The sequence below is a fragment of the Shewanella sp. SM23 genome (assembly GCF_025654295.1).
In the GTDB taxonomy this organism is placed as follows: domain Bacteria; phylum Pseudomonadota; class Gammaproteobacteria; order Enterobacterales; family Shewanellaceae; genus Shewanella; species Shewanella oncorhynchi.
The window spans coordinates 69956-92971 of the sequence record NZ_JAKKRM010000011.1; the positions used below are offsets into that span (position 1 = coordinate 69956).

Here is a 23016-nt window from a genome sequence, read left to right on the forward strand (position 1 = left end):
AGTAAACCTTTTACCGCGCAGGTAAAGGGTTTACTTAATTAACATTAGTGCCTAGAATTTCTTATAAGTTATAAATATTTAACATTGTTAATCAGTATTTATATTGCAACTTTGCTCTTAAGGAAATTATGGCGTACGGCGTTAACCTTCCAGATCTGCTCGATCATGCAGACGTTAAACTCGCCCACAATGTCAGCATAGCTTGTTATAGCAGTATTCTTTCTATGCTGCTCAATGGCGCACCGCTACATGAAATCTTGCACGCCTTAGTCTTAAAAATCGAAGCTCAAAAAGTAGGAACCAGAGGGTCTGTGTTACTGCTCAGTGCTGACGGTAAACGTCTGTTATTAGGTGCCGCCCCCAATTTACCCGACAGTTACAATCAAGCCATTAATGGTGTCGAAATTGGCCCCAATGTGGGTTCTTGTGGCACGGCTGCCTATTATGCGCAGCGTGTCATCGTTGAAGATATCGCCCAACATCCTTACTGGGTTAATTATAAAGAACTGCCATTACGTGCAGGTCTTAAATCTTGCTGGTCAGAACCTATCAAAAATACTCACGGTAAAGTGCTAGGCACATTTGCCATGTACTATGATACGATAAAGTCCCCAACAGAGCAGGATTTAGGACTCATTTCAGAGGCGGCAAGACTGGCGAGTTTAGCCATTGAACGCAGTCGTGCAATGGAATTTCAGCATTTAGCTGTGAAAATTTTTGACCGGTTACCCCTTGCTCTGGTTATTTCCAATTCTGACGATGCAGTTCTCTATGCTAATCCTGCTTTCAGACATATAGTTATCCCTCAAGATACTGATATCGCTAACTTTCATCCTAAGATTTTTTTAGCATCATCCCAATCTAATGAATTAGTGGGGTTATTTGAGCATTTAGCTCAGGACAGAATGTGGCAGGGTGAGTTGGTGGGTCTTAGGGGAAATGGTGAGGAGTTTTATCTTGACCTTATCGTCACGACCTTCCGAGAGTCCAATGGTCAGCAACCCTGTTTTGCATGGCTATTTTCAGACATTAGTGAACGTAAGAAAGCGGCGCAGCTGATTAAGTATCAGGCCAATAATGACTCTCTTACGGGACTTGCTAACCGCAATGCGTTATTCAAGCAGATCCAGGCGTTAATTACCTCCGATAGTTTGACACCCGGCTTTAGTTTTATGTTGATGGATTTAGATAACTTTAAGCAAGTCAACGACACCCATGGCCATGACAAAGGTGATGCACTGTTAGTGCAAGTGGTTAAACAGATCAGCGAGTGTGTCGATGACACTATGGTGTTTGCACGCTTAGGAGGGGATGAGTTTGCCTTGCTATTACCTGGGGTTGTTAACCAGAAAGAATTGGCACAAATTGCAGATACAATTAACAAAAATGTGGCAAAACATTATGTGCTAGCCGATGGAAAAGGTGTTTATAGCTCGGTAAGTATAGGGATTGCACGTTTTCCTGAAGATGCCCTCGATCTTGAACAGTTGTTAAATTGTGCCGATCAGGCCATGTATATTTCTAAGGCAAATGGTCGTAATCGATATCATTTTTTTACTGAACAAATGCAGCTAAATGCCGAGCGTGTTGCTAGCCTTCATAATCAGCTTAAGCAGGCATTAGATCAGCATACCTTCGAGCTTTATTACCAACCTATAGTCAATGCGACCACTGGCCTGATTGTCCGTGCTGAAGTGCTGCTGCGCTGGCAGCATGAGGGAACGTTTATTCCACCCGATGAATTTATTCCCATCGCTGAAAACAGTGGTTTAATCGTTGATATTGGTCGAGATGTTCGCCTTGGTGCTATGCAGACTATTTTAGAGATGCAGGAGCGAAATTGGCCCATTAATTTATCCGTGAATGTCTCGACCTTTGAGTTTTGGTCCCATGAACTACAAGATGCCTTTGTGGAGTCCTTTGCTGCGATTACTGAGCAACTTGAGGTGACAGATTTCCCCTATGACAGATTAACCCTTGAGATCACTGAATCTTTATTGATGAAGCAACATACGTATCTTATTGATGTACTTAATAGTTTGCGAGTTAAAGGGATTAAAATTTCCTTAGATGATTTTGGGACGGGTTACTCATCTCTATCTTATTTAGCTAATTTCCCTATCGATCAAATTAAAATCGATAAGAGCTTTATCGACAGATTAGATGAAGGCAAACGTCACGAAGCGTTGGTGGAGGCCATAGTGCGTTTAAGCCATGCGTTAGATTTAACTGTGACGGCAGAAGGGGTAGAAACTGAGTCCCAGCTTAAATTTGTAATGGCGAATCATATTCAAGAAATTCAAGGCTATTTATTTTATAAGCCTATGCCCAAAGCTGCATTCTTTGCCCTGTTGGCAAAGCAAGCTGAGCTGCATAAGGGTTTTGACGTTTGACCTTGATGTTTGACCTTGATGTTTGACCTAGATGTGAGGGCGGCTTAATCAGTGACAGTCTGATTTTAATATTGGGTTTAGATGTAAGGTAATAATTCAAGTTTTAGATATAACACATTGAAACATAGTAAAGAATCCGCCTTCTTAGAAGGCGGCTTTGACTTGCCCCTGGAAGGGGCTATTCCAAGAACCTACATCATCTGCAACGACAATTGAGCCTCATCTTCCTGATCTTGTTTATCTTGATGGCGCACATATCGTCTAATGATTTCTTCATTAACACCTACTGTATCTACAAAATAACCTCTGGCCCAAAAGCTATTGCCCCATAGCTTTTTACGTACATGAGGGAATTTATTGAATAGCCTTATCGCACTTCTTCCTTTCAATACTCCCATCAGCGTTGATACTGACAGCTTCAGCGGGATTATGACTACCAAGTGAACGTGGTCTATCTGAACGTTTAATTCTAAAACCTCACAACCCTTCATATTGCAAAGGATATAAATTGACCTGTATAACTCCTTACCAAGGTTTCCTTTTAATATTTTAAAACGGTACTTCGGAGTCCAAACAATATGATATTTGCAACGCCAATAAACATGTGATGAACTTCTATAATCGCCCATGCTTTTCGTTTCCTCTTACTTGTGGTGAATAAGAAGTCTCTTTTAGCATGGGCGTAATTCAGGCTATAGCCTCAAGGAACAATCACCACCGCCAGAGGCGGTGGTTTTGGGATGACAATAAATAAAAAGAGCGCCGAGGCGCTCTTTTTATTACTGAAAACAGGTGTTGCACTGAGTCTCTGCGTTCACATTGAGTCAGGTGGCGAGCGCTAAGATTTAGCGGTTATCTGGCTGTTAATCACTAGACTCAAGTATTCAGTAAAGTCATGACCGTGATTTTGCAGCATTTTGGGGAACATAGAAATCGGCGTAGAACCTGGGAAGGTATTGATTTCATTTAGTAAAATTTCATTGTCCGCGGTTAAGAAAAAGTCGATGCGCGACAGGTGACGCAATTTCATACCTTTAAATGCCTTGATTGCATAGGCGCGGATTTGTTCACTGATCTCAGCTGACACATTCTGTGCCACCACATCGGTGCGTGCTTTACTATTTTTGGCGTATTTCTCATCGAAGGTGTAGAAGGTGTTGGTATCACAGATGATTTCACCTGGTACTGTCGCCACCACTTCACCGTTGTACTCGTATACTGCGACTTCTAGCTCACGGGCTTTAATGGTTTTTTCAACGATAACATAGGGCGCATAGCCGAAAGCATCTTTAAGCACGCCAGCGACTTTATCGCTGTCATCGACTTTATAACAACCAACTGAGGAACCCTGTGAGGCCGCTTTGACGAAGATGGATCCCCATAGTGTTAATGCGGCTTGGGTTTGCTCTATTGCTGCATCATCGAATTGGTTTAGGAAAATATACGGGGTATTCGGAATACCTAAGGCCGAGAACCACATTTTAGCGGTGATCTTATTAAAGCAGTTACTGCTCGCTTCGGATTCACAGCCGAAATAGGGCAGTTGGATCAGGTTAAAATAGGATTGAATGTCACCTGTTTCGCCGGGATAGCCATGAATGCAGGGAATGACGTAATCGACCGGCCATGGGGCTTTGCTCTCATCGCGGAAGCGAATTTCGCGGCTATTGGTCAGTTCACAATCATCACCCGCAGCGGTGCGGTATTGACCAAATTTATCCAGTTCGACACGCAATACACAAAACTGCTCGGATTTTGCCAGTGAGGTTTCAAAATAATTGGCCGACATGAGTGAAATATCGTGTTCGGCACTTCCGCCGCCGCACAGCAAAAGCAGGTTGATCTTAGACATTGTGAGTGATTCCTCAAAGTGAGCAAAATCGGATGACATCGGCCTGTGGCAATACGAATATCATCCTATAGTACAGCCGCTGTCATCTTAGTTTTCTTGCCCCTATGAGTGCAAGGTTTTGCTGACTGATGGCTATTAAGTGGTGAATTTTAACGCATTACATCGCATTGCAAATATGGGCTTGTGCCTTTGTCGGGTTTATTTTGATTTTTGTGGCGTGAGATGGCAATGTCGTTGGACTATTGCTTCGTCACCGTCATCTAAACTGTGCAACCCAGTACGAGTGACATTGACTTTAGGCAGATTACAGCATGGTATCTCATGGTGAATAAAAACATTCGGTTAGCCCGCTTACAGGATACAGATAGTGTGCAGGTATTACTTGAGCAACTCGGTTATTCTTTGCCCCATGCCGCTTTAGCCCAGACGTTAAGCCAATATCAGCATGACTCTTTGCGCCGCAGTGATGAATTACTAGTGTATGAGCAACATAATGCGCAGGGTGACCTACAAGTTGTCGCTGTGATGGCCTTAATGTTCTTTGATTATTTCCCCGCCTTGAGTCGTATCTGTCGTATAACCGCAATTGTGGTGGATGCCGACATGCGGGGTCAGGGCGTTGGCTCTCAGTTGATCGCCTTTGCGAAAGAAAGGGGAAAGCAAGAGAATTGCCAGTTACTCGAACTCACTACATCGATGCAGCGCATTGCCACACAGCAATACTATGAAAGTATAGGGTTTACCAAAACATCTTTTCGCTACAGCTTAGTGTTGAGCGAACCAAACGGCTAATTCTTGGCTCGAGCGAGCATAATCAGATCCGTTGTCCTTGTGCCTTCGGGTACCGGAAAAACGTTGCGGGTGACATTGATAATTTCAAATTGATTGATTTTAGCAATTGATATTGCTTGGCCCACCACCGATATTCAGTCATCCGAATTTGTACATTAATACAAAAGATCAGAGTAAATAGTTCAGATCAAAACAGATGTTTAGCCCTAAGTTATAGGCATGGTTTTTATGTAAATTCACCATTAACTCGACATCCATCAGTTGCGCTAAGGTCACTGGTCTCGCTTCCCAGCGCGGTGCGTGGCCAGCATCATTACAGTGTGCTAGGTATAAACGTCGCGTACTTTGATGTATGCCAAAATACGTCATATTACAACGCTGGCTAATCGTTAAATAGGGCTCAAAGTCGAGTGCATATACCTGCATGTCTTTAAATTCTGACCACTGGATATAGCGGGTTTTTTCATAATAACGCTTAGGTAAAGCGGCATCTGGTGCTATGGCGTCAAACAAGGCAATAACGGCTTGTAGATCCTTAAGTGTAATAATGTCCTTTTTAATCAATGTTTAAATCCTTAGTTTCATGGTTAGAGTAAATCTAAAAGTCATATCTTAAAATGTAGTTCCTAAAGTGTTTCCCATTGACCACAAAGCTTCATTCACCCCCAAAGGCGGTCGGCAAGACCCGATGCGCGTTGGGTTGCTTGGCTACTGGCCCGCTCGAATACGTGCTGGGTGCCTAAGCAGGTAAAGTGGACTTTAGCGCGGGTGATGGCTGTGTAGACCAATTCTTTGGTCAGCAGTTGCCATTGGGCTAGGCTGGGGCTCGGCGGCAATACTAAGGCCACACGGCTAAATTCGCTGCCTTGGCTTTTGTGTACTGTCATGGCATAACAGGTTTCATGGCTGGGCAAACGGGCTGGCAAGACTTTTAACAGGCTGCCATCGGCCTTGATAAAGTGCGCCATTAAACGTTCGGGTTTATCTTCATCCTGCAAAATCAATCCGATATCACCGTTAAACAGGCCTAAGTTATAGTCATTGCTTTGGATGATAATCGGCCGACCCAGATAAAACTCCTGTAGTGGTTTAATCAGCTTGGCATTGGCCAGTGCTTGAGTCACATACTGATTGATGCCTTCAACCCCATAATCGCCCGAGCGCATAGCACATAGAATACGGTACTGGTTAAAGCGTTCAATGATGTCAGCTGTGCTTGGACGTGTGCCTACATCACTATTACTTGCATCATTGTTACTTGCATGGCTATTCAAGGCACCGAGATAAGCGCCATATTGCTGGCAGGCTTGCTCCAGCAGTAAATTGAGTCCCACATTATTAGCAGGCTCGCTTACTTTGGCTTGGGTTTGGCTTACGATCATACTGTGTTCTAACCAGCTCAATTCTGCAGGTCCCTGTTGCCATACCTGCAAAATACCTTGAAGATCAGCACGATTGACGGCACTGGCGAGCAGTCCAATCCCTGCATCGCCTTTAAATCTGTGGCTGTGCATTAGCATACATAAGCTATCGCCAAGTTTAGGGGCATTGCTGATATAGGGTGTTAACTCAAAACCCGTTAAAGCACTCAGACGCTCGGCTTGTTCCTTGGAATAGCGCATTTGCCACAGAGCAGGGCTGCTTGACGCTATGTTGTTCTGAGCAAGGTTATTGGGATCTATTGGTATTTTAAGGCCCGCACAAATATCGGCGAGCACAGCGCCAGCCTCAACCGAGGCGAGTTGGTCTTGATCGCCGAGTAAAATCAAACTGGCGTGCTCAGGCAGTGCGCTGAGCAGTTTATACATCATGGGCAAATCGACCATAGAGGCTTCGTCGACAATCAATAGGTCGAGCCTAAGCGGATTACCTTGGTGGTGGCGAAAGTGCGGCGAATTGGGGATCACCCCAAGAAGTCTGTGTAAGGTTGATGCCTCCTCTGGAATGCGGCCCAGAGCCGTTAAAAAGTCTTGGCTATTTCTATTGCGAGCTTCATCAATAACATTAGCATGGGCGCTGAGTTCCTTCGCCAGACGCGCTTTTGAGGCTTTGATTGATTCGCTTAAGCGAGCCGCCGCTTTTCCCGTTGGCGCGACTAAACGGATTTCCTGCTGTGATTCCATTTGTAGCAATAACAAAAGTTTAGTTACAGTGGTGGTTTTACCCGTACCTGGGCCGCCAGTGATCACCGACAGTTTTTTACCTAGCGCAGTGGCCGTGGCGACCTTTTGCCAATCAATGGGTGCTGTGTCTTCACTGTTAGTTAGTACATTGGTAGTGAGTGCATGGGGCGCGAGCACATTGGCAGGGAACAGTTGATCTAGCAGTGACCTCAACTTAGCGATTTGCGGTTGCTCTTGGTGGTTTGCTTCTTCAGATAATTGCCTAGATATGCTTCCGGACAAGCGGATTAATGAGGTGGCGACTGAGGTTTCAAATTGATGATAACGTTGTAAATAGAGTCTGCCATTATCAAAAACAAGCGGTTTGTTACTGCCCGCTTGGCCAACGGCATCAAAGGTTTGCAAAGTCTCTGTGAGCGCTTCGAGGCTTAAGGTGATTTTACAATGGCTATTTTGCTCGGCCATGGGATTTAGTGGCACGATATGGGCGAGCACTAGGCAGCTGTGCTGTGAAGATAATTGCTGGCTTAATAGCGCACACAGTAAAATAAACAAGGGCTGTTGGCTGTCGCTTGGATGTAAGAGACTCATTTCGAGTGCGAAATGCCGATCGAGCGGTGTGAGCAGTCGTTCTTGCTCCCACTGTTTTAACAGCTCTGGCAGCGGCGCTGCAAGCTGAATTGCGCCATGATCTATCCATTTCGCCGCTGTGAGTGAATGTGCATTTAGCCCTTGGGTTGAGCGCATCATGCCGTGACTCCTGTATCGATTGCACCAGCCAATCTGCTGTGAAATAAATTGTCATTAAAAAGTGAATCTAGCGCGAGAATAAGTGCCTTCGGCGGCTTGTCGTAATAAATACCATAGCCGGGATATTGAGCCGACATTCCCCGTAAGAACAAGTAATAACAACCGCCGACGTGGCTGTCGTAGTCATAACTTGGCAGGCGTAAACTCAAATACCTGTGTAGCGCCAATGAATAGAGAATGTACTGCAAATCGTACCTATGATCGGTTATTGCGCTTTGCAGTGCGCTCTGATGATAGGCATTGATGTTGTCGCCTAAATGATTCGACTTATAGTCGGCGATATAATATTGACCTTGGTATTCAAAGGTTAAATCGATAAAGCCTTTGAGCATGCCCTTGAGATCATCAAACTTAAGTGTCGACTCATAGCCAAACTGCTGCAGTAGCGCATTGAGCTCAGTATCTTTAAGTTCGCTTAAGGGTAAATAAAACTCCATTTCGACTAAGGTATTCTGCGGCGATAACTTGGCTAAGCACAGATCTGGATGAGCAGGTTTGACGGCGCTTACATGCCCCGTGACCTGCGACTCTAAGGCGTGCGGCATCGCGCAGAGCGGTGCATGCAGCACATCCAAATACCAAGTATGTAATACTGTTTGCCATTCGGGCGCGATACCGTATTGCAACATGGCTTTAGGCAATTGCAGCGGTAAGTCGATTTCTGCCTGCGTAAAATCAATCTCTTCTAACACTAAATGCATAAAGCTACCGGCATTGGCGCCGCGCTCAAAGTTAAAGCGATTGAGCATGTCATCCTGCAGATCATGACTTGCCTCATTAGGAATAGAGAGTGTTTGCGCAGCCGTATATTCAAGCGTACCTAATATTTCATCGTCGGCACCCGGCGCGGCTTTACCATGGCTGGTATTTTTAACGAGACCTGAATAACTGCCGACTCGCCACGGCGTGCTGTATTGGCGGGTTAAGGTTTTCGCGCTCAGTATTTGCGCTATGTCTTGGCTTGAGGGCAATGGCCGCTCGTCTATGTCATCGGGCACCTTATCAAGACTTATGGCTTCCACATCTTGGGCGAGCTGCTGTGCAGCATTGCAGATACGGGCAAAGTCACATTCTGAGTCGCCTATGCCCAATAGATAGCCGATAGCGGTTTCATGCAGCTGACTTTTAAGACCATTTTTAAGCTGACGACTGTGGTTGGCGATATACAAGTAACACAAATACACAGGGCGGGTGAGCGCCACATACAAAAGGCGCAAGTCTTCGGCCAAGGTTTCTTGTTTTGCGCGCTCCCAACCCTCATCCGTGCCTTCGATATCCCATACGAGTTCTTGCTCACCTGCATCGTTGGTTCTGTGGTACAGCATAGGCGTCGGGCGGCGGCGATTGTCACGGGCTAGGCTAACAAAGGGCACAAAACACACGGGATACTCAAGGCCCTTACTCTTATGGATAGTCACAATTTGCACCAGATTCTGCTCGCTTTCAAGACGCAGCTGCTGTTCATCGGTGCCTGTGTTATCAATCAGTTGCTGTTCATACCAATTGAGCAGGGCGCTAATACCATCAAGTTCGGTGGCTTTTTGTTGTAATAGCTCGGCAAGGTGGCGAAAATCCGTCAGGCGGCGCTCGCCGTTTGTGGCATCTTGCTCTTGAGTATCTACCTCTGCACTGGCGGTGTGCAGTAAACGGTCAATCAGTTTAGTGCTATTGGCAAGGCTGAGTAGCGCAGGCATGATGCCGCGTTTCTGCCACACTTGGTGCAAGTTAAAAAACTGCTCTAATAATAGCTGTCTGTGCTCTTCATCTTGGTTAAAGGCATGGATTTGCTCGGCGTTATAACCTAATAATGCCGTGGCTAGGGCGCTGCGCAGTGCCCGTTCATCTTTTGGGTTCGCTAGAGAGCGCAAAATTAACGCCATTTCCCGCGCTTCAAGGGTATCGAACACACTGTCGCGACTTAAAAACACCGCGCCTATGTGGCGTTTACTTAATGCGGTTTTCATCACTGCCGCTTCGTTGCGATCCCGCACTAGGATAGCGATGTCTTTAGCGATCAAAGGCCCTTTCGGGCTGTGGCACTCACCATTGGCTGCATCTGTCAGTAAACGGGTAATTTGTGCCGCCGCATCTTCGGCGAGCAAGTGTCTTGCCGTGGTTTTGTTGAGGCCGTTTTCTGCGCTTTCACTTAAGAGTCTTAATCTTAAGGCGGCGGGGTTTGCGGTTTTTTCAGTGAGGATTTTCCCTTTAGCACTGCTGGGCGTTTTCACGCTATCAAAGGGGATCGATTGACTGATAAAAGGATCGTGATGCTGGCTAAACAGATGGTTGACCCCAGCGACCATGTTTGCGCTTGAGCGGTAGTTGGTATCCAGATGATAGTGGGCCTGCGTATGATGACGGGCCTCAATATAGGTATGGATATCGGCGCCGCGAAAGGCATAAATGGCTTGCTTAGGATCGCCAATCATCAATAGGCTGAGCTTATTTTCAGTATCGTTTTTGCCTTGCTGCTCAAACGAGTAACGGTCTTGGTAGATACCAGAGAAGATCGCAAATTGCAGCGGATCGGTATCTTGGAATTCATCAATAAGCGCGACGGGAAAACGTGTTGCCACGGCTTTGGGCAAGGTTTCATTATTGGCGTTTAACGCGCTCGCTAATGTCGTGAGTAAGTCATCTGGGGTCAGCACATTTTTTTGTTGTTTTTGCTGGGCAAATCGCTCGCTTATGCCGAGTTTCGCACTATATAAAAATGCTGGTTTAATGGCGGCAATCAATGTGGCGAGTTGCTCCATATGATCCATTAGCGGCGCTTCACTCACACTTGGGATCACGCCGCCCTTGTTGAGTTTTAACTCAGACAACGATAAGGCTTCTAACTCTTTCAGCGGCGGTAACCCATGACCGAAGGCGAGCCAGTTATCCAGCGCATCGAACATGGCGGCGAGCTTGGGGTACTTATCCGTTGCTTTGCCAAAGCGGGTGCCATTCAGCGGCAAACTGTGTAGCAATGCCAATAAGCCATCGCGTCCCCTTGGCCAAGCTAATTTAAAGCGCTCTAAACTTTGGCGTAGTGACAGGGCTAAGGCATCAAACTTAAGCGCGGGTTTCAAAGGCTTTGCTTGACTGGCGCCAAGGAGCGGTCGCAACTGTTTGACTAACCCATCGGGCTCGCCAAATTCCTTGGCAATGATTTGCGCTAAGTAATCGGGCAGCGGATAACAGGCCTCACGCCAAAAATCCCGCACGGCATGGTGCAAAAATTCGCTGTCGTCCAAGGTAAAGTCCGATTCGAACAGCAAGGAAGACTCAAAGGCGAGATCCGATAAAATTCGCTGACAGAAACCGTGAATGGTAAAAATCGCCGCTTCGTCGAGGGATTTAAGGGCGAGATCGAATCGCCTCAGGGCAATGGCGCGATCACTCTCTGGGGTGTTGTCATACAGCGCCTGCACAAAGGGATCGGCAATCGTTAGCCCTAAGAAGCACTTAAAGGCGACTTGAATACGGCGGCGAATACGATCTCTTAGCTCTTCGGTGGCCGCATTGGTGAAGGTAACCACGAGAATTTGTTCGCAGGTGAGCGGCGCAGGAATGCCATCACCAAGCAATAAGCGTAAGTAAAGACCTGAAATCGTGTAGGTTTTACCTGTGCCAGCGCTGGCCTCAATAAGACGACTACCGCCAAAGGGCAGAGTGAGAGGATCAAGCGCTTGTGGTGCTGAATGTAAGGCTTGTGTGTTCAACGGCATCTGTTCACTCATGCTTGCTCTCCCTGTGCGCTATCGCGGTTCAAATGTGGTGCGAGAGCTTGTGTGTCAGTCGCGTGTTCATTAGCAGGGCCTTGGCTCATACCATCGTTGAGCGCAAATTCCTCAAGCTGAGCCAGCGTGTCTTTGAGATATAAACTCACCATAGGGCGATAGATACGCTCGGCTAATGCGCCAAAGCTATCCTCAGAGAACTCCTGCGGGAAACTGAATAATCGCTGGTAATGGGGTTCGTTCCCTTCGCCTAATTGACTCTGCTCATCCAGCCATTCAGGTAACGCTTGCTGCAAACGCTCATCGTGCTCACCCTCGCAGCTGACGTAGGCCAGTGATGTGCGCGGCATAAAACACAGTGGGTGTTGCTGGCCTTGATAAAACAACACTAACAAATCGGCCAGTAACGCATGGGCGCGCTCAGCAGTGATTGGCGCTAAGGCGTGGAAATGCCCCATGTCGAGTAGATAGCTTGCATGTGTGTGGCCCATTGCCATTAAACACAGGTGGCGAAGGTACAACCTCAGCACATCGCGACCGTGTGCGCTACCAGGACGGTAATTCACTAACCCCTTAGGGCTGATGTCATCGATACGACCTTGCAGTAACACTTGTTGGGATTTACCCGCCGTGATGGGCAAGTCAAACACGAGTTTAATATCCGCATGGCTGCTGGCTTGTTCTCCCTTGAGGAACAAAGTTCTGCCAATCAAAGGCTTAATATCATGCTGATATTGGCGCAGTAGTAAATCATCGAAGGGCTGCATGGGCAAAGTGCCACTGGCTTTGAGGCGTTTAATCAGCTCAATATCGGGCTCAGTTAGGCCTTGGTCTATGGCATCATCGAGTAACTGGGCCTGTAACATATAACGCTCTAGGGCATTCAAGCTAAAGGGCTCGTCATTATCATTGGCCTGAATATTAAGGCTGAGATCGACTTTTAACGTTCGGTTGAAGAAGTACTGCGCTGGATTTCGAAAGAAACGGATCAGGGCTGACACATCCACTTGCTTACTTTGCTGTTGTTCGTGCTCAGAAGCTGGCTGTGCCTCTGTATCGGGCACTGAGTCTTGTTCATCCGCGTCGAGCATGATGCGAGTTTGCGCGCCGATAAAGCGGCCCGCATGTGTGCCCGCAGCGTCCGCATTGGGCGGACACCATTGCAGGCTGTAACTTTGGCCTATGCCTGAGTTATGTTGGCTTATGTTTGAGCCATCTTTGTCATCATTTTTTACTGTGGCTTGATACAACTTGGGATCAAAGGGTTGCAGCGGCTGGTGGCTGACAATTGCGTTATAGAGGGCTTTTTCGGCATCCTCTGGGTCTATGGGGCTTGAAGCGTTTTGCGATTGAGCCAATAGCGTTTCAGGTAGATAGCACAGCTGACAATATTCAATCAGTTCAGAGACGAGCATAGAGGCGATACGCTCAGAGTTATCCCGTTCGCTGCGGCCAATATAGCTGATATACAGTTGTTCCCGCGCCGACAATAAGGCTTCTAAAAACAAATATCTGTCATCGAGGCGGCGGGAGCGATCGCCTTTACGGGCACCGAAATGCGCCATTAAATCAAAGCCGACGGGATGTTGAACCCTAGGATAAACCCCATCGTTCATGCCGAGTAAACACACAACCTTAAAAGGAATCGAGCGCATCGGCATCAAGGTGCAAAAGTTCACGCTTCCCGCAAGATAACGCTGGCCGACCCGAGATTCGGTTAAGCGTTGATTAAACCACTGCTGCAGCACTTCGATACTGAGGCTAAGTCCGCTTATGTTCCCTTGGGCTAGCGGCGCTAACGGGCTTATATCTAAAGAAAAAGCTAACGGTGAGGTATCTAATGGCCTGCCCGCCGATAGTAACTCTTGCTCTAGGGCGGCAATGGCATCGCGGATTTCCTGTAATTGTTCGCGTTCGTCTTCATCGGTGTCGTAGAAGGCATCTAGTAGCTCAGTTAATTCCGCTAAACGCAGGGCGCCCACTTGCGGCAGGGCGAGTATTTGCGCCGTTTCATCGAGTACTTCAATAAAATTGAGTAGCTTACCTAACGCCTGCGCCGATTGGCCTTCGATGCCAGTGACGACAAGATGGTCTTGGTAGAGCGGCGCATCGTCACTCAAGGCGTAACCTAAAATCAGCCTTTTAATACCAAAGGCCCACGAGTTTTGCTCAAACGCTGGCACACCTTGTTTAAGGCGGCTTTGTTCATCGCGGCCCCAGCGCACGCCCGCTTCATCTAACCAGCGGCGGATCAGTTGCAATTCATCGTCATCGAGCTGGAAACGGCGCAAAATGGCGGGCACTTCGAGTATGCTCAAAATGTCGGTCAGACCAAAACGACTTTGATTAATTCCAAGTAAATTTAAAAAGCTATTGATGAGCGGTGATTCCTGCGCTGCGCCGCGATCGGCAATGGCGTAGGGAATGTAATGCAGGCCTTGCTTCGCCGAGAAGACGGCATCGATATAGGGTGCGTAGGCGGCGACATCGGGCATCATGACCACTATGTCTTTGGGTGTCAGGTCGACATTATTGCTGAGTAACTCAAGCAAGTGATCGTGCAGTGTTTCGACTTCCCGCAGTGGGCTGTGACAACTCTTGACTCGAATGGATTCATCGTCGCGCTTAAGCAGGCGTCTGTTCTCGACATTTTGGTACAGCTCGGCATCAGGCCCTAGTACTCTGTCTAAGGTTTGCATCTCTAAAATATCGTATTGCACGCCGTGGAGCATGCTGGCATGACTGTGTGGCGAGTTGGGATCGTCACAGGGTTCACAATACACATCGTCGCCAAAGTCGCAGTGTTCGGCGGGGAGCTCAAGCAGCATATCGAGTAATTCACGGCCCATCTTGCCGTTATTGGCAAGCAGCGGATTGCCTACTTCGAGTTTATCTTCCCACAGCTCGGCTAATTGGCGTTTACCCGCATATTGCACCGCCATGCGAGCCCGATTACGGGGATCAACAATGTCGCCCCAATAGTGCTGACACGGGCTTAAGCCTAGTACGATCACATCGATACGACTTGCTAGATGGTAAAGCACTTCAAGGGTTTGCGGCGCCATTGAGGAAATGCCAAACACAAATAAGCGTTGTGGCAATTTGGCGAGTGACGTGTCGGGATGATTCAGCGCTGCAATTAAGTCACTGTGCAGGTTGGCCCTGTGGTAATGGCTTTGATTAAGCTCATCACGATTAAAGGCAATCAGTGCGCGCCATAAAATGGGTTGCCAGCGTTGGTCTTCATTCAGCGGCTTGGTGAGTGATTCGGGATGCTCGTTTTGCTCCCACGCTAAAATCCAATCGGGGCGATACACTAAGTATTGGTCGAAGATATCGGCAATCCGGCCACAGAGTTGGTACAGCTTAATATCGTCAGCCGTCATATCACGGGTGTTTTGCTGTTCACTCGTGTCGGCGGCATTTGTGCTGGATTGCTGATGACTTAGATAGTGTCTCAATGGCCCAAAGGCGTCATCTTGCAACATGCGCGGCAAGAGTTGCATCAGCTTCCACGTCATCGCCGCCTTAGTGAAGGCGTTATCCTTAGGCACATTGGGCAATAAGTCATGGCACAACTGCCAGGTAAAGCTCGATGGCAGCGGGAATTCTAGTGCGGTAGCAATTCCATTCTGTTTGGCGATTTCGAGGCGTAGCCAAGTCGACATGCCGGGACTCTGTACCAGAATATGCTCGTTACTCAGTAGACGTGCAAAAGCAAGGGGTTGGGTCAGGTAAGCGGCTAAATGGGCGCAGAGCACTTCCATCTGATTGGACTGGATTAACTTTAGCATGTGCAACTCGGCATGGTGACAATAAAACAATTCTATGTGTTTGATTTATAAGATTCAACACTATTGCTGCTTCTGTGGAATTAACTCGCAATTTTAGGTGTTTACTGAGCCTTGAATCGATGAAACTTGGCCGGCTAATGTTCAGTTTACAAATGCTAGGCTAGATTGAACTTATCTTTCACTTTGGCTCTGAGCAATAACCAGTTGAGTTGCTTCGCCGCCGCTTTAAATGCGGTTAAATGCGCTTGATAGTCTTTAGCCGGTAAATCTTGGTACTTCAGCGCTACATAACTTTGGGTCAAGGTTTGGAACAGCGTGCAAAGCTTTGGTGCACTGTGTTGGTATTGCTCAATAATCTGCTGCGCAAATTGATTTGGTCCATCACTGTCTTTGCGCTTAATGCCATGGTGTGCGAGACGATTACAGAGCTGTTGATAACGAGTGCTAATAGGATCGCCTTGAACTCTAAAATGTAATAAGCCCGCACTGTAGGCAATATAGAGCACGATAAGGCTGATACAGAGCCCCATAAAGACCGCGATTTTAGTGTGAGTCACATCGCCTAAAATGCCACTGAGCACTTGATTCTGCTTCTCTTGGTTAAAACCCAGTACCCACACGCTCCAGTAATAATCTATGCTGGCAAAATGTTGTCTTAACTCATTGAGCCAAGGCATTGATTTAAATCGTAAGCTACTAAAAGGGCTTTCCTGCAGGTAACTCTGCTCGGGATCAAACTGGGCGTCGAATCCTTGCTCGATACGATTGGGCGCCACCATAGCGGTGGGGTCGAAACGCACCCAACCTTCATCTTCAAGCCAGACTTCTGCCCATGCGTGGGCCATATATTGATACACACTGTAGTAACCCGCTTGCGGATTAAATTCACCGCCCTGATAGCCTGTGACCATACGCGCGGGTAAGCCTGTGGCCCGCGCCATAAAAATGAAGGCAGCGGCATAGTGCACACAAAAACCGGCTTTGTTTTCAAATAAGAAATCATCCACTTGCTGTGGCCCAAGGGGAGGCGGCGTGAGAGTGTAGAAAAAAGGCTCGGTATTAAAGTGGCCCATCATGGCCCATAGTCGTAGCTTAGGCGCGGGATACTGAGTCTTAAACTGCTCAGCTAACGTTAAAGTGCGTGGATTACTTTGGCTCGGCAGTTCGAGGTTAATCTGTCTTTGCCGCGCCGATAGCCTGAGATCCATTTTAGCCTTAGGCCAAGACTCCACTTGATAACTCATTCGCTGATCGACATTGCGCAGCGCTAACAGTCGATAGTCGGGCATATTGACCACGCTATCATCTTGGCTGTAGGCCACATCGAGACCAAATAACCACGGCTGGTGGCTCGGCTCAGCAATCACTTGATAACGAATACTATGCTTATCTTGCGCACTTGATGCCATCTCTTGATCTTCGCTGCTTATCGAAGCAGGACTATTGCTCATGGGATCAGGATTATTGACCATCAATGCTGGGCTGGGCCGCGAGGGAGGAAACAGCAGCGCATCTTTTTGCAACTGTTTAATCCCCGCGTCTTGGCGCCAAGTGACACCATCATAGTTCTCCATCACGAGGGCGCGCCAATATAACTCGGCATTAATGGGCTTTGCATTGGTAAAACTCGCCCTAAAGGCAAGTTCAGTCGAACGGGTAAGCTTACCTATATCACCAATCGCCAGGCTATCGGACAAGCCCGTTTGGGCTTCTTTCATGTTGGGCACTAACCAGAGCGGTGCAAGACGCGGTAACACTAAAAATAACAGCAGCGCGAGAGGAAGGCTCTGGAGTAAAAATTTGCCACCTTGCCAAGCCGTGTGTTTTAAGGATTGCTTATCTTGATACAAAGTCACGAGTACGCAGGTATTGATCAGTGTCACCACGAACAAGTGCGCGGTATTAAGCAGGGATTGATGGTCGATAAAGGTCAGCGCGATAATAAAATAGCCCGCGAGGACGACAACACGCACATCCCTTTGATTACGCATTTCAATGTATTTTAAGGCATAACCTAACAGCAGCAGATTCACTAGCGCATTGAGTAAGCCTATTTCCTTTGAGACGAGTGCCAGTGTGGTTGCGGCGCCGATCGCAAGACTGGTCACCAAAAAACGCGGTGGTTTTGCCACTTTGCCGACATAAATCCCCACACGCCACAGCAAACAGATAGCGCAAATGCCTAAGGTCCAAGGCGTGGTTTTATCAAATAGTGGGCTTAATACCGCAATATTGGTGATCAATAACCAAAAAAGTGTCTGGCGGCTAATATTGTCGCCGATTTGCGGTGTAGTGCTATTGGCCGTTAACTTCATACTTGCTCCCTCAAAGTAGGGATATGATGCTGCTTGCGGGGAGCTTGATTCGTTTTTTGTGGCTGATTAGCGGCTGATGACTGATATGGGGGCTTCGCCGTTGAAGGCGCTAATTGTGGATATAAGGCAATGGCTTTTTGACAGGCGATCCTATGGTGATTGCCTATCGCGGGCGCGATCAGGACATCGTCTCCCATTGGGTTTTGCAGATGTAAGCCAAAATACTGCTCAAGTTGCGTGAGTTTATTGACTTGCCAGCTTAACTGACCCAATTGGGTTTCGAGGCGTTTGGCATCGGGTCTGAGCCTTAACCAGACGGGATCACCTTGAGGCTGCTGGAATTCTTTAGTCAGCATGCCGCGACCCTGTGCCCATTGTTTCCATGCCACTTGCTTGAGGGATTCGCCGAGCACATGGGGTTTAAGGCCTTTAAACTCATCAATCCCCGATACATGTTTACCCGCGAGTAACAGGGGATCTTGCTCAGACTGAGTATGATCAGCCTCAAGCTGTAGCGGCGCTTCAATCGGCTGGGCAAAGACTAAGTGACTAATGGCTAAATCCACATGGGACCATGCGCGGCAAAGCCCTAAGGGATAGAAGGATTCAATTTTGAGCCGACCCGGTGACACTTGACCCCGCTGATGATACTCAAAGGGCACGAGCGCTTGTTGTTCATCTGTACCAAGGTTCTGCACCGTATAAGTGCGATTATTCGGATAGTTAAGTTGTATGTTATGGCCACTATGGTGAGTGCTGATGAGGACGGGAAAGGTTAAGGTTTCGCCCGCATAGACTTCGGGCGGCGCCGTGGCCCGTAAATGTAAGCCAGCCAGATTTTTGTAACTGTAGAGAATGCAGGTATTAAAAAGGCTTAGGAGTAAGATGCTGAGGCCAATGACTAAGTTATTTTGATAGTTAGTGCCGAATAGATATAAAAGTAAAACCAGACCGAGCCAAACTAACCCAAAACCGCTCGGCAGAATAAAAATGCTGCTATGGCTTAAGGTTATTTCGGGACTCGGTGGCAAGCGTCTTGCTAACCAACGTTGCCAAATCGGGACTAACGTCGGAATGAAAGTCGGGAGTATCAGTCGTTTCACTTCTGAGTTATTTCCTTAGTTTAATGCGTTAACTGCATACTTTAGCGATATCTTCTCATTACAGTATCTTGCTACATAATAGGGTTAACACTGGCGAGAATTCGCTCAGATAGGGCTTCACCCTGTAATTGGCTACTGGTTCTGAGTCTATGCTCCGCTACACAACAAAATACCGCTTGCACATCTTCGGGGACTAAATAATGTCGACCTTCTAAAAAGGCCCATGCCTTAGCCGCTTGTAATAGCGCTTTGGTGGCACGCGGTGATAACCCCACGCTGTCACTTTGGCTACGGGAAAAACTCACTAAGGCTAGAATATAATTGAGTAAGGCATCGGAAGCGCTGACCTTGTCGCACTGCTCTTGTAGTTGCATTAAGGCCATCGGTGTCAGGCATTGGGGCAATTGATCTAAGGTTAAGTGGTTATGATTGCTCTTAAGCATAGCGAGTTCAGCATCGTGGCTAGGATAACCAATAGACAGACGCATCATAAATCTGTCGAGCTGCGATTCTGGTAGCGAAAATGTACCGGATTGATCGGTGGGATTTTGAGTCGCGATCACAAAGAAAGGATTGGGCAATCTGTGGGTGATGCCATCGACGGAAATTTGTTGTTCGGCCATCGCTTCGAGTAAAGCGCTTTGTGTCTTAGGGCTGGCGCGATTAATTTCATCTGCCAAAATCATCTGTTTGAAAATCGGTCCAGGATGAAAGATAAATTGTGCTTGATGTTTATCAAAAATCGACACCCCGAGAATATCAGCGGGCAGCATGTCACTGGTGAATTGGATCCGCTGATAGCTCAAACCTAAGCTTTGGGCTATACCATGGGAAATACTGGTTTTACCCATGCCGGGTAAGTCTTCAATCAACAGGTGCCCACGGGCGAGAATACAGGCTAAAGCGAGACGAATTTGCCTAGGCTTGCCCAGCAATACTTGTTCGAGTTGTTGTAGTAATTCGCTGATCCCAGATTGTGCCACGGGCGACTCCTAATACATTTGGAAGTGTGCTTAAGGTGTATTTGCAAGCTGATGTGCGTTATCACTATGGCGGATCATCGCCCGTATATCCAGTGGCATTTCTAGTGCTAAATCAATTACTCGACAGCATTAGGTTTGGTCTTGAGTGGGCTGGTGGCGCGAATGTAAACCGTTTTAGCCTGATCTTACGTAAGGCACAGTGCTTGGCTGCTGGTGGGGCGAATAAACCAGGATTTAAACAAAAAGCCTTGGACAAAGTCGACACCGATATCCCGCGCAAAGGCTAAGTGAGCTTCAGTTTCTATGCCTTCTAAAATGCACTGTTTGTGGGTCTTTTTGGCAAAGTTGACCAATGCAATTAATAATTGGGCTCCCTCGGGGTGTGTTATGTGTGTTAACCAATGGCGGTCAAACTTAAGATAATCCACATTCATCATCAGATCGACACTGAGCATGGAGTGGGGCGCACCAATATCATCCAGCGCCACATGTATCTTAGCTTGTTTAAATTGAGTGAATAATTGACTGGCTAGCTGGGCATCGTTAATGCAGGTGTTTTCGATGATCTCGACCGTGACTCGTTCATAGTGGGACAGCAAACGAATGAGCTTGGCGGTATGTGGTCCATCGACGGCGTGGGGATCAACATTGATAAAAATTCGCTGCTGACTCGGCGCATGGATGAGTTGAAATGCCTTGGCTTGATATTCAACTGCAGCGAGTATTTCTGTGGATTCATGCAACTGCTCGAACACAATATTAGGTGCAACCGCATCACCATTAGGCAAGTAAAAACGCGCTAAGGCTTCATAGCCGTCGATGGCTAAAGTATGAGGATTGACAAAGGGTTGGTATTCGCAGCTAAGGGTTAACGAACTAAGGTTAATCATGGGTGTAATGGGATTCTTAATGCTTTAATACTAATTATTCGCATTTAACGCCCTTCAGTGCAAACAAGTTTTCGATAAAACGGCGTGATTGCTGAATAATTATTCGCTTTGCTAATTATTTGAATTTAGAGAATATCATTTAGAATTTTTGGTGGTTAAAGCATGAGCGTTACCCTAGGGTATGCTGAAAAGTAGGAACTCGATGCAGCTGAGTATCGAGTTCCTTTTCATGTCACGAGTTAGTAAGCAAACTTAAGCTCAGCTTCACTGAATAATGGCTGTGCTTTTTGCTTTTGCGCCTCATAAATCAATCGATAGCTGAGGACGGCTTGAACATATTCACGGGTTTCAGTAAAGGGAATGGCCTCGATAAAGCCCATGGCATCGAGTTTGCCATCTGAGTTTGATAACCAGCGACGCACGCGAGAGGGACCCGCGTTATAGGCCGCCGTGGCGAGGATGCGGTTTTGGTTAAACTCTTTCAACAGCTGGGCATAGTAAGCGCTACCAAGATTGAGGTTAAGCTCTGCGCTGTAGAGATCCTTTGGATCGCTATATCTGGCCCCGTGTTTTTTGGCGGTAGCTTTGGCCGTGGCAGGCATAATTTGCATTAGGCCACGGGCACCTACGCCCGAGGTCGCATAAAGATAGAATGCACTTTCGCGGCGGCTAATCGCACGGATCTCATCGATGTTAACCCTATGCTTTTTGCTGGCGTGCTCAAAACCGGCTTGGTGTGCCATAGGGAAGCGTAGGGGAATATCATCCCACAACTTACCTTGAATACTGGCTTCAACACCAAAATCGTACCAGCCCTGTTCATGGGCATAGCGTCCATAGCGTGCTCGCATCGTATTGTCACTGCGTTTTAGTAGCGACATCCATTCATAGCGAGCATCAAAATAACGGTCGAGCGCCATTAACTCTTGCACGCGCACAAAACCCAGATCATCGGTTAACTTTTGGCTATTGGCATCAACAACAGGCTCAGGGCTTTGATTGAGTGATACCGGTTTATTTAAGAACTGCGCAGCAGCAAAACCGTAAAAATTACGTTCATTACTGATTGTCGCGAGCGCTTTTATGGCGCTTTCAGGCGCTTCTTTGGCATTGGTGCGATAAAGCCAGTATTGCCAACGTTCCTTTGCTAAGGTTTCTGGTTGGAGTAGGTTCAAGTAACGGGCAATACTGCGCATGTCGTGATCGCGGATAGCCCATCTTAAACGGCGCTCAAATAGGTCGTCATTTTTCAGCTCAGTGAGCACATTGTCGACATAGTTTTTATAGTTATCATCTTGTTCAATTAAAATGCGGCGAACAAGGTATTTATCCAGCTGCTGCGCTTGTTCTGGGGTAAAACGATGGGCCTTTTGATACCGTTCATACAAATTAATGGCTTGGTCGAGATCCTTACGGGCAAGGCGTTTTAATCCTGCGGCAACAATGTCACCGACAATGGGATTTTTATCTTTAAACTTTTCGGTATGGCGCAGGCTATTGGGATCTTTATAGACGGCGACTAAACGCTTAGCTTCGTTACTATGGGTGGTGATTTTTTGGGATAAAAAACTCAGTAAACTCGTTTCGCCAGCCTCGAAACTCAGCATCATTCGCGCCCATACGACATCTTGTGTGCGTTTGCCCGCTTTGGTCCATGTGTTGAAAAGAGGATCACATTCCTTTGGTCGCGAACCCCCAAATACCCAAAGTGATTGTGCGGCCGCATAAGCCGTTTTTAGATCGCCCTTGGCGAGTTTCGCCTCATAGTAATAACACTGCAGGCGGATGTCGGTAGGCGCTTCTGGGGTGATCGCAAGATAATCATTCCAGCGTTTTTGGCTACCAGCATTGTTTAAATATTTAGACCGTAACCTATTGTACATGGGTGTGGTTTCATATTTTTCAATCAAGGCTTTAGCTGCATAACCCTGTAAGGCATTAAGAGCACCTATGTCGATATCATGATCTAAATAAATCGCGAGCGGATAATTACCTAGTTTTGCCCGTAGGGGTTTATAGGTTGCATAATCTTGCTTCTTCAGGGCTTTTTCGGCCTCAAGAAAGGTTTTCTGCGTTGACGTTAACGCAAGTGCGGCAGGGGCATTCAATGCGCCTGCGAGCAATATTGCACTGGATATAACCACATTTATAACTGCTTTGCACATGGAGCGTTTGCCTCCGGGCATCAAGGTATCAATCGACATGTCCGTATCGATTTGAGGTAATTAATGGGTGT

At 47.2% G+C, this 23016-nt stretch carries 13 protein-coding genes; 2 read left to right on the forward strand and 11 right to left on the reverse strand.

Going from position 1 to position 23016, the window contains the following annotated elements:
* Positions 1-128 precede the first annotated feature (128 nt).
* Entirely contained in the window at positions 129-2393 is a 2265-nt protein-coding gene (locus tag L5L98_RS14255) for an EAL domain-containing protein (protein WP_263141869.1), read from the forward strand.
* Between the two features lie 191 nt (positions 2394-2584).
* Here the strand turns inward: L5L98_RS14255 and tnpA are convergent, their stop codons facing one another.
* A complete protein-coding gene (gene tnpA / locus L5L98_RS14260) occupies positions 2585-3022 on the reverse strand; it encodes an IS200/IS605 family transposase (RefSeq protein WP_263141871.1) in 438 nt (145 codons plus the stop codon).
* Positions 3023-3231: 209 nt separating this feature from the next.
* On the reverse strand, positions 3232-4245 hold the full coding sequence (locus L5L98_RS14265) for a D-alanine--D-alanine ligase (RefSeq protein WP_263141874.1): 1014 nt from the start codon (positions 4243-4245) through the stop codon (positions 3232-3234).
* 321 nt (positions 4246-4566) lie between these two features.
* On the opposite strand from L5L98_RS14265, the gene L5L98_RS14270 reads away from it, so the two are divergent.
* Positions 4567-5037, forward strand: a complete 471-nt coding sequence (locus L5L98_RS14270; protein WP_105252433.1) for a GNAT family N-acetyltransferase — start codon at positions 4567-4569, stop codon at positions 5035-5037.
* 168 nt (positions 5038-5205) lie between these two features.
* Here L5L98_RS14270 and L5L98_RS14275 read toward each other — a convergent pair whose 3' ends face one another.
* The 9 genes from L5L98_RS14275 to L5L98_RS14315 all read right to left on the reverse strand — a co-directional run bounded on the left by L5L98_RS14275 (position 5206) and on the right by L5L98_RS14315 (position 22945).
* A complete protein-coding gene (locus tag L5L98_RS14275) occupies positions 5206-5601 on the reverse strand; it encodes a hypothetical protein (RefSeq protein WP_217363085.1) in 396 nt (131 codons plus the stop codon).
* Between the two features lie 95 nt (positions 5602-5696).
* A complete protein-coding gene (recD, locus tag L5L98_RS14280) occupies positions 5697-7910 on the reverse strand; it encodes an exodeoxyribonuclease V subunit alpha (protein WP_263141878.1) in 2214 nt (737 codons plus the stop codon).
* Positions 7907-11695, reverse strand: coding sequence for an exodeoxyribonuclease V subunit beta (recB, locus tag L5L98_RS14285; RefSeq protein WP_263141880.1), 3789 nt, complete (start codon positions 11693-11695; stop codon positions 7907-7909). Before recB ends, recD begins: the two co-directional genes overlap by 4 nt.
* Positions 11692-15489 (reverse strand): exodeoxyribonuclease V subunit gamma, encoded by a 3798-nt coding sequence (gene recC / locus L5L98_RS14290; RefSeq protein WP_263141883.1) that lies wholly within the window; start codon positions 15487-15489, stop codon positions 11692-11694. Before recC ends, recB begins: the two co-directional genes overlap by 4 nt.
* A 155-nt stretch (positions 15490-15644) precedes the next feature.
* Complete coding sequence (locus L5L98_RS14295; protein WP_263141885.1) at positions 15645-17804, reverse strand: DUF3488 and DUF4129 domain-containing transglutaminase family protein; 2160 nt, start codon at positions 17802-17804, stop codon at positions 15645-15647.
* A complete protein-coding gene (locus L5L98_RS14300) occupies positions 17801-18907 on the reverse strand; it encodes a DUF58 domain-containing protein (protein WP_263141887.1) in 1107 nt (368 codons plus the stop codon). Before L5L98_RS14300 ends, L5L98_RS14295 begins: the two co-directional genes overlap by 4 nt.
* 71 nt (positions 18908-18978) lie before the next feature.
* Entirely contained in the window at positions 18979-19890 is a 912-nt protein-coding gene (locus L5L98_RS14305) for an AAA family ATPase (RefSeq protein WP_028760026.1), read from the reverse strand.
* A 185-nt stretch (positions 19891-20075) separates the two neighbouring features.
* Positions 20076-20780, reverse strand: a complete 705-nt coding sequence (locus L5L98_RS14310) for an EAL domain-containing protein (RefSeq protein ID WP_113939636.1) — start codon at positions 20778-20780, stop codon at positions 20076-20078.
* 239 nt (positions 20781-21019) lie between these two features.
* Complete coding sequence (locus L5L98_RS14315; RefSeq protein ID WP_028760024.1) at positions 21020-22945, reverse strand: transglycosylase SLT domain-containing protein; 1926 nt, start codon at positions 22943-22945, stop codon at positions 21020-21022.
* Positions 22946-23016: the final 71 nt, after the last annotated feature.

Bases quoted from the DNA above. Each gene is read 5' to 3' on its own strand.
- L5L98_RS14295 (WP_263141885.1), bottom strand. From the start codon at position 17,804: ATGAAGTTAACGGCCAATAGCACTACACCGCAAATCGGCGACAATATT.
- recB (WP_263141880.1), bottom strand. From the start codon at position 11,695: ATGAGTGAACAGATGCCGTTGAACACACAAGCCTTACATTCAGCACCA.
- L5L98_RS14270 (WP_105252433.1), top strand. From the start codon at position 4,567: ATGGTGAATAAAAACATTCGGTTAGCCCGCTTACAGGATACAGATAGT.
- L5L98_RS14310 (WP_113939636.1), bottom strand. From the start codon at position 20,780: ATGATTAACCTTAGTTCGTTAACCCTTAGCTGCGAATACCAACCCTTT.
- recD (WP_263141878.1), bottom strand. From the start codon at position 7,910: ATGATGCGCTCAACCCAAGGGCTAAATGCACATTCACTCACAGCGGCG.
- tnpA (WP_263141871.1), bottom strand. From the start codon at position 3,022: ATGGGCGATTATAGAAGTTCATCACATGTTTATTGGCGTTGCAAATAT.
- recC (WP_263141883.1), bottom strand. From the start codon at position 15,489: ATGCTAAAGTTAATCCAGTCCAATCAGATGGAAGTGCTCTGCGCCCAT.
- L5L98_RS14265 (WP_263141874.1), bottom strand. From the start codon at position 4,245: ATGTCTAAGATCAACCTGCTTTTGCTGTGCGGCGGCGGAAGTGCCGAA.
- L5L98_RS14315 (WP_028760024.1), bottom strand. From the start codon at position 22,945: ATGTGCAAAGCAGTTATAAATGTGGTTATATCCAGTGCAATATTGCTC.
- L5L98_RS14255 (WP_263141869.1), top strand. From the start codon at position 129: ATGGCGTACGGCGTTAACCTTCCAGATCTGCTCGATCATGCAGACGTT.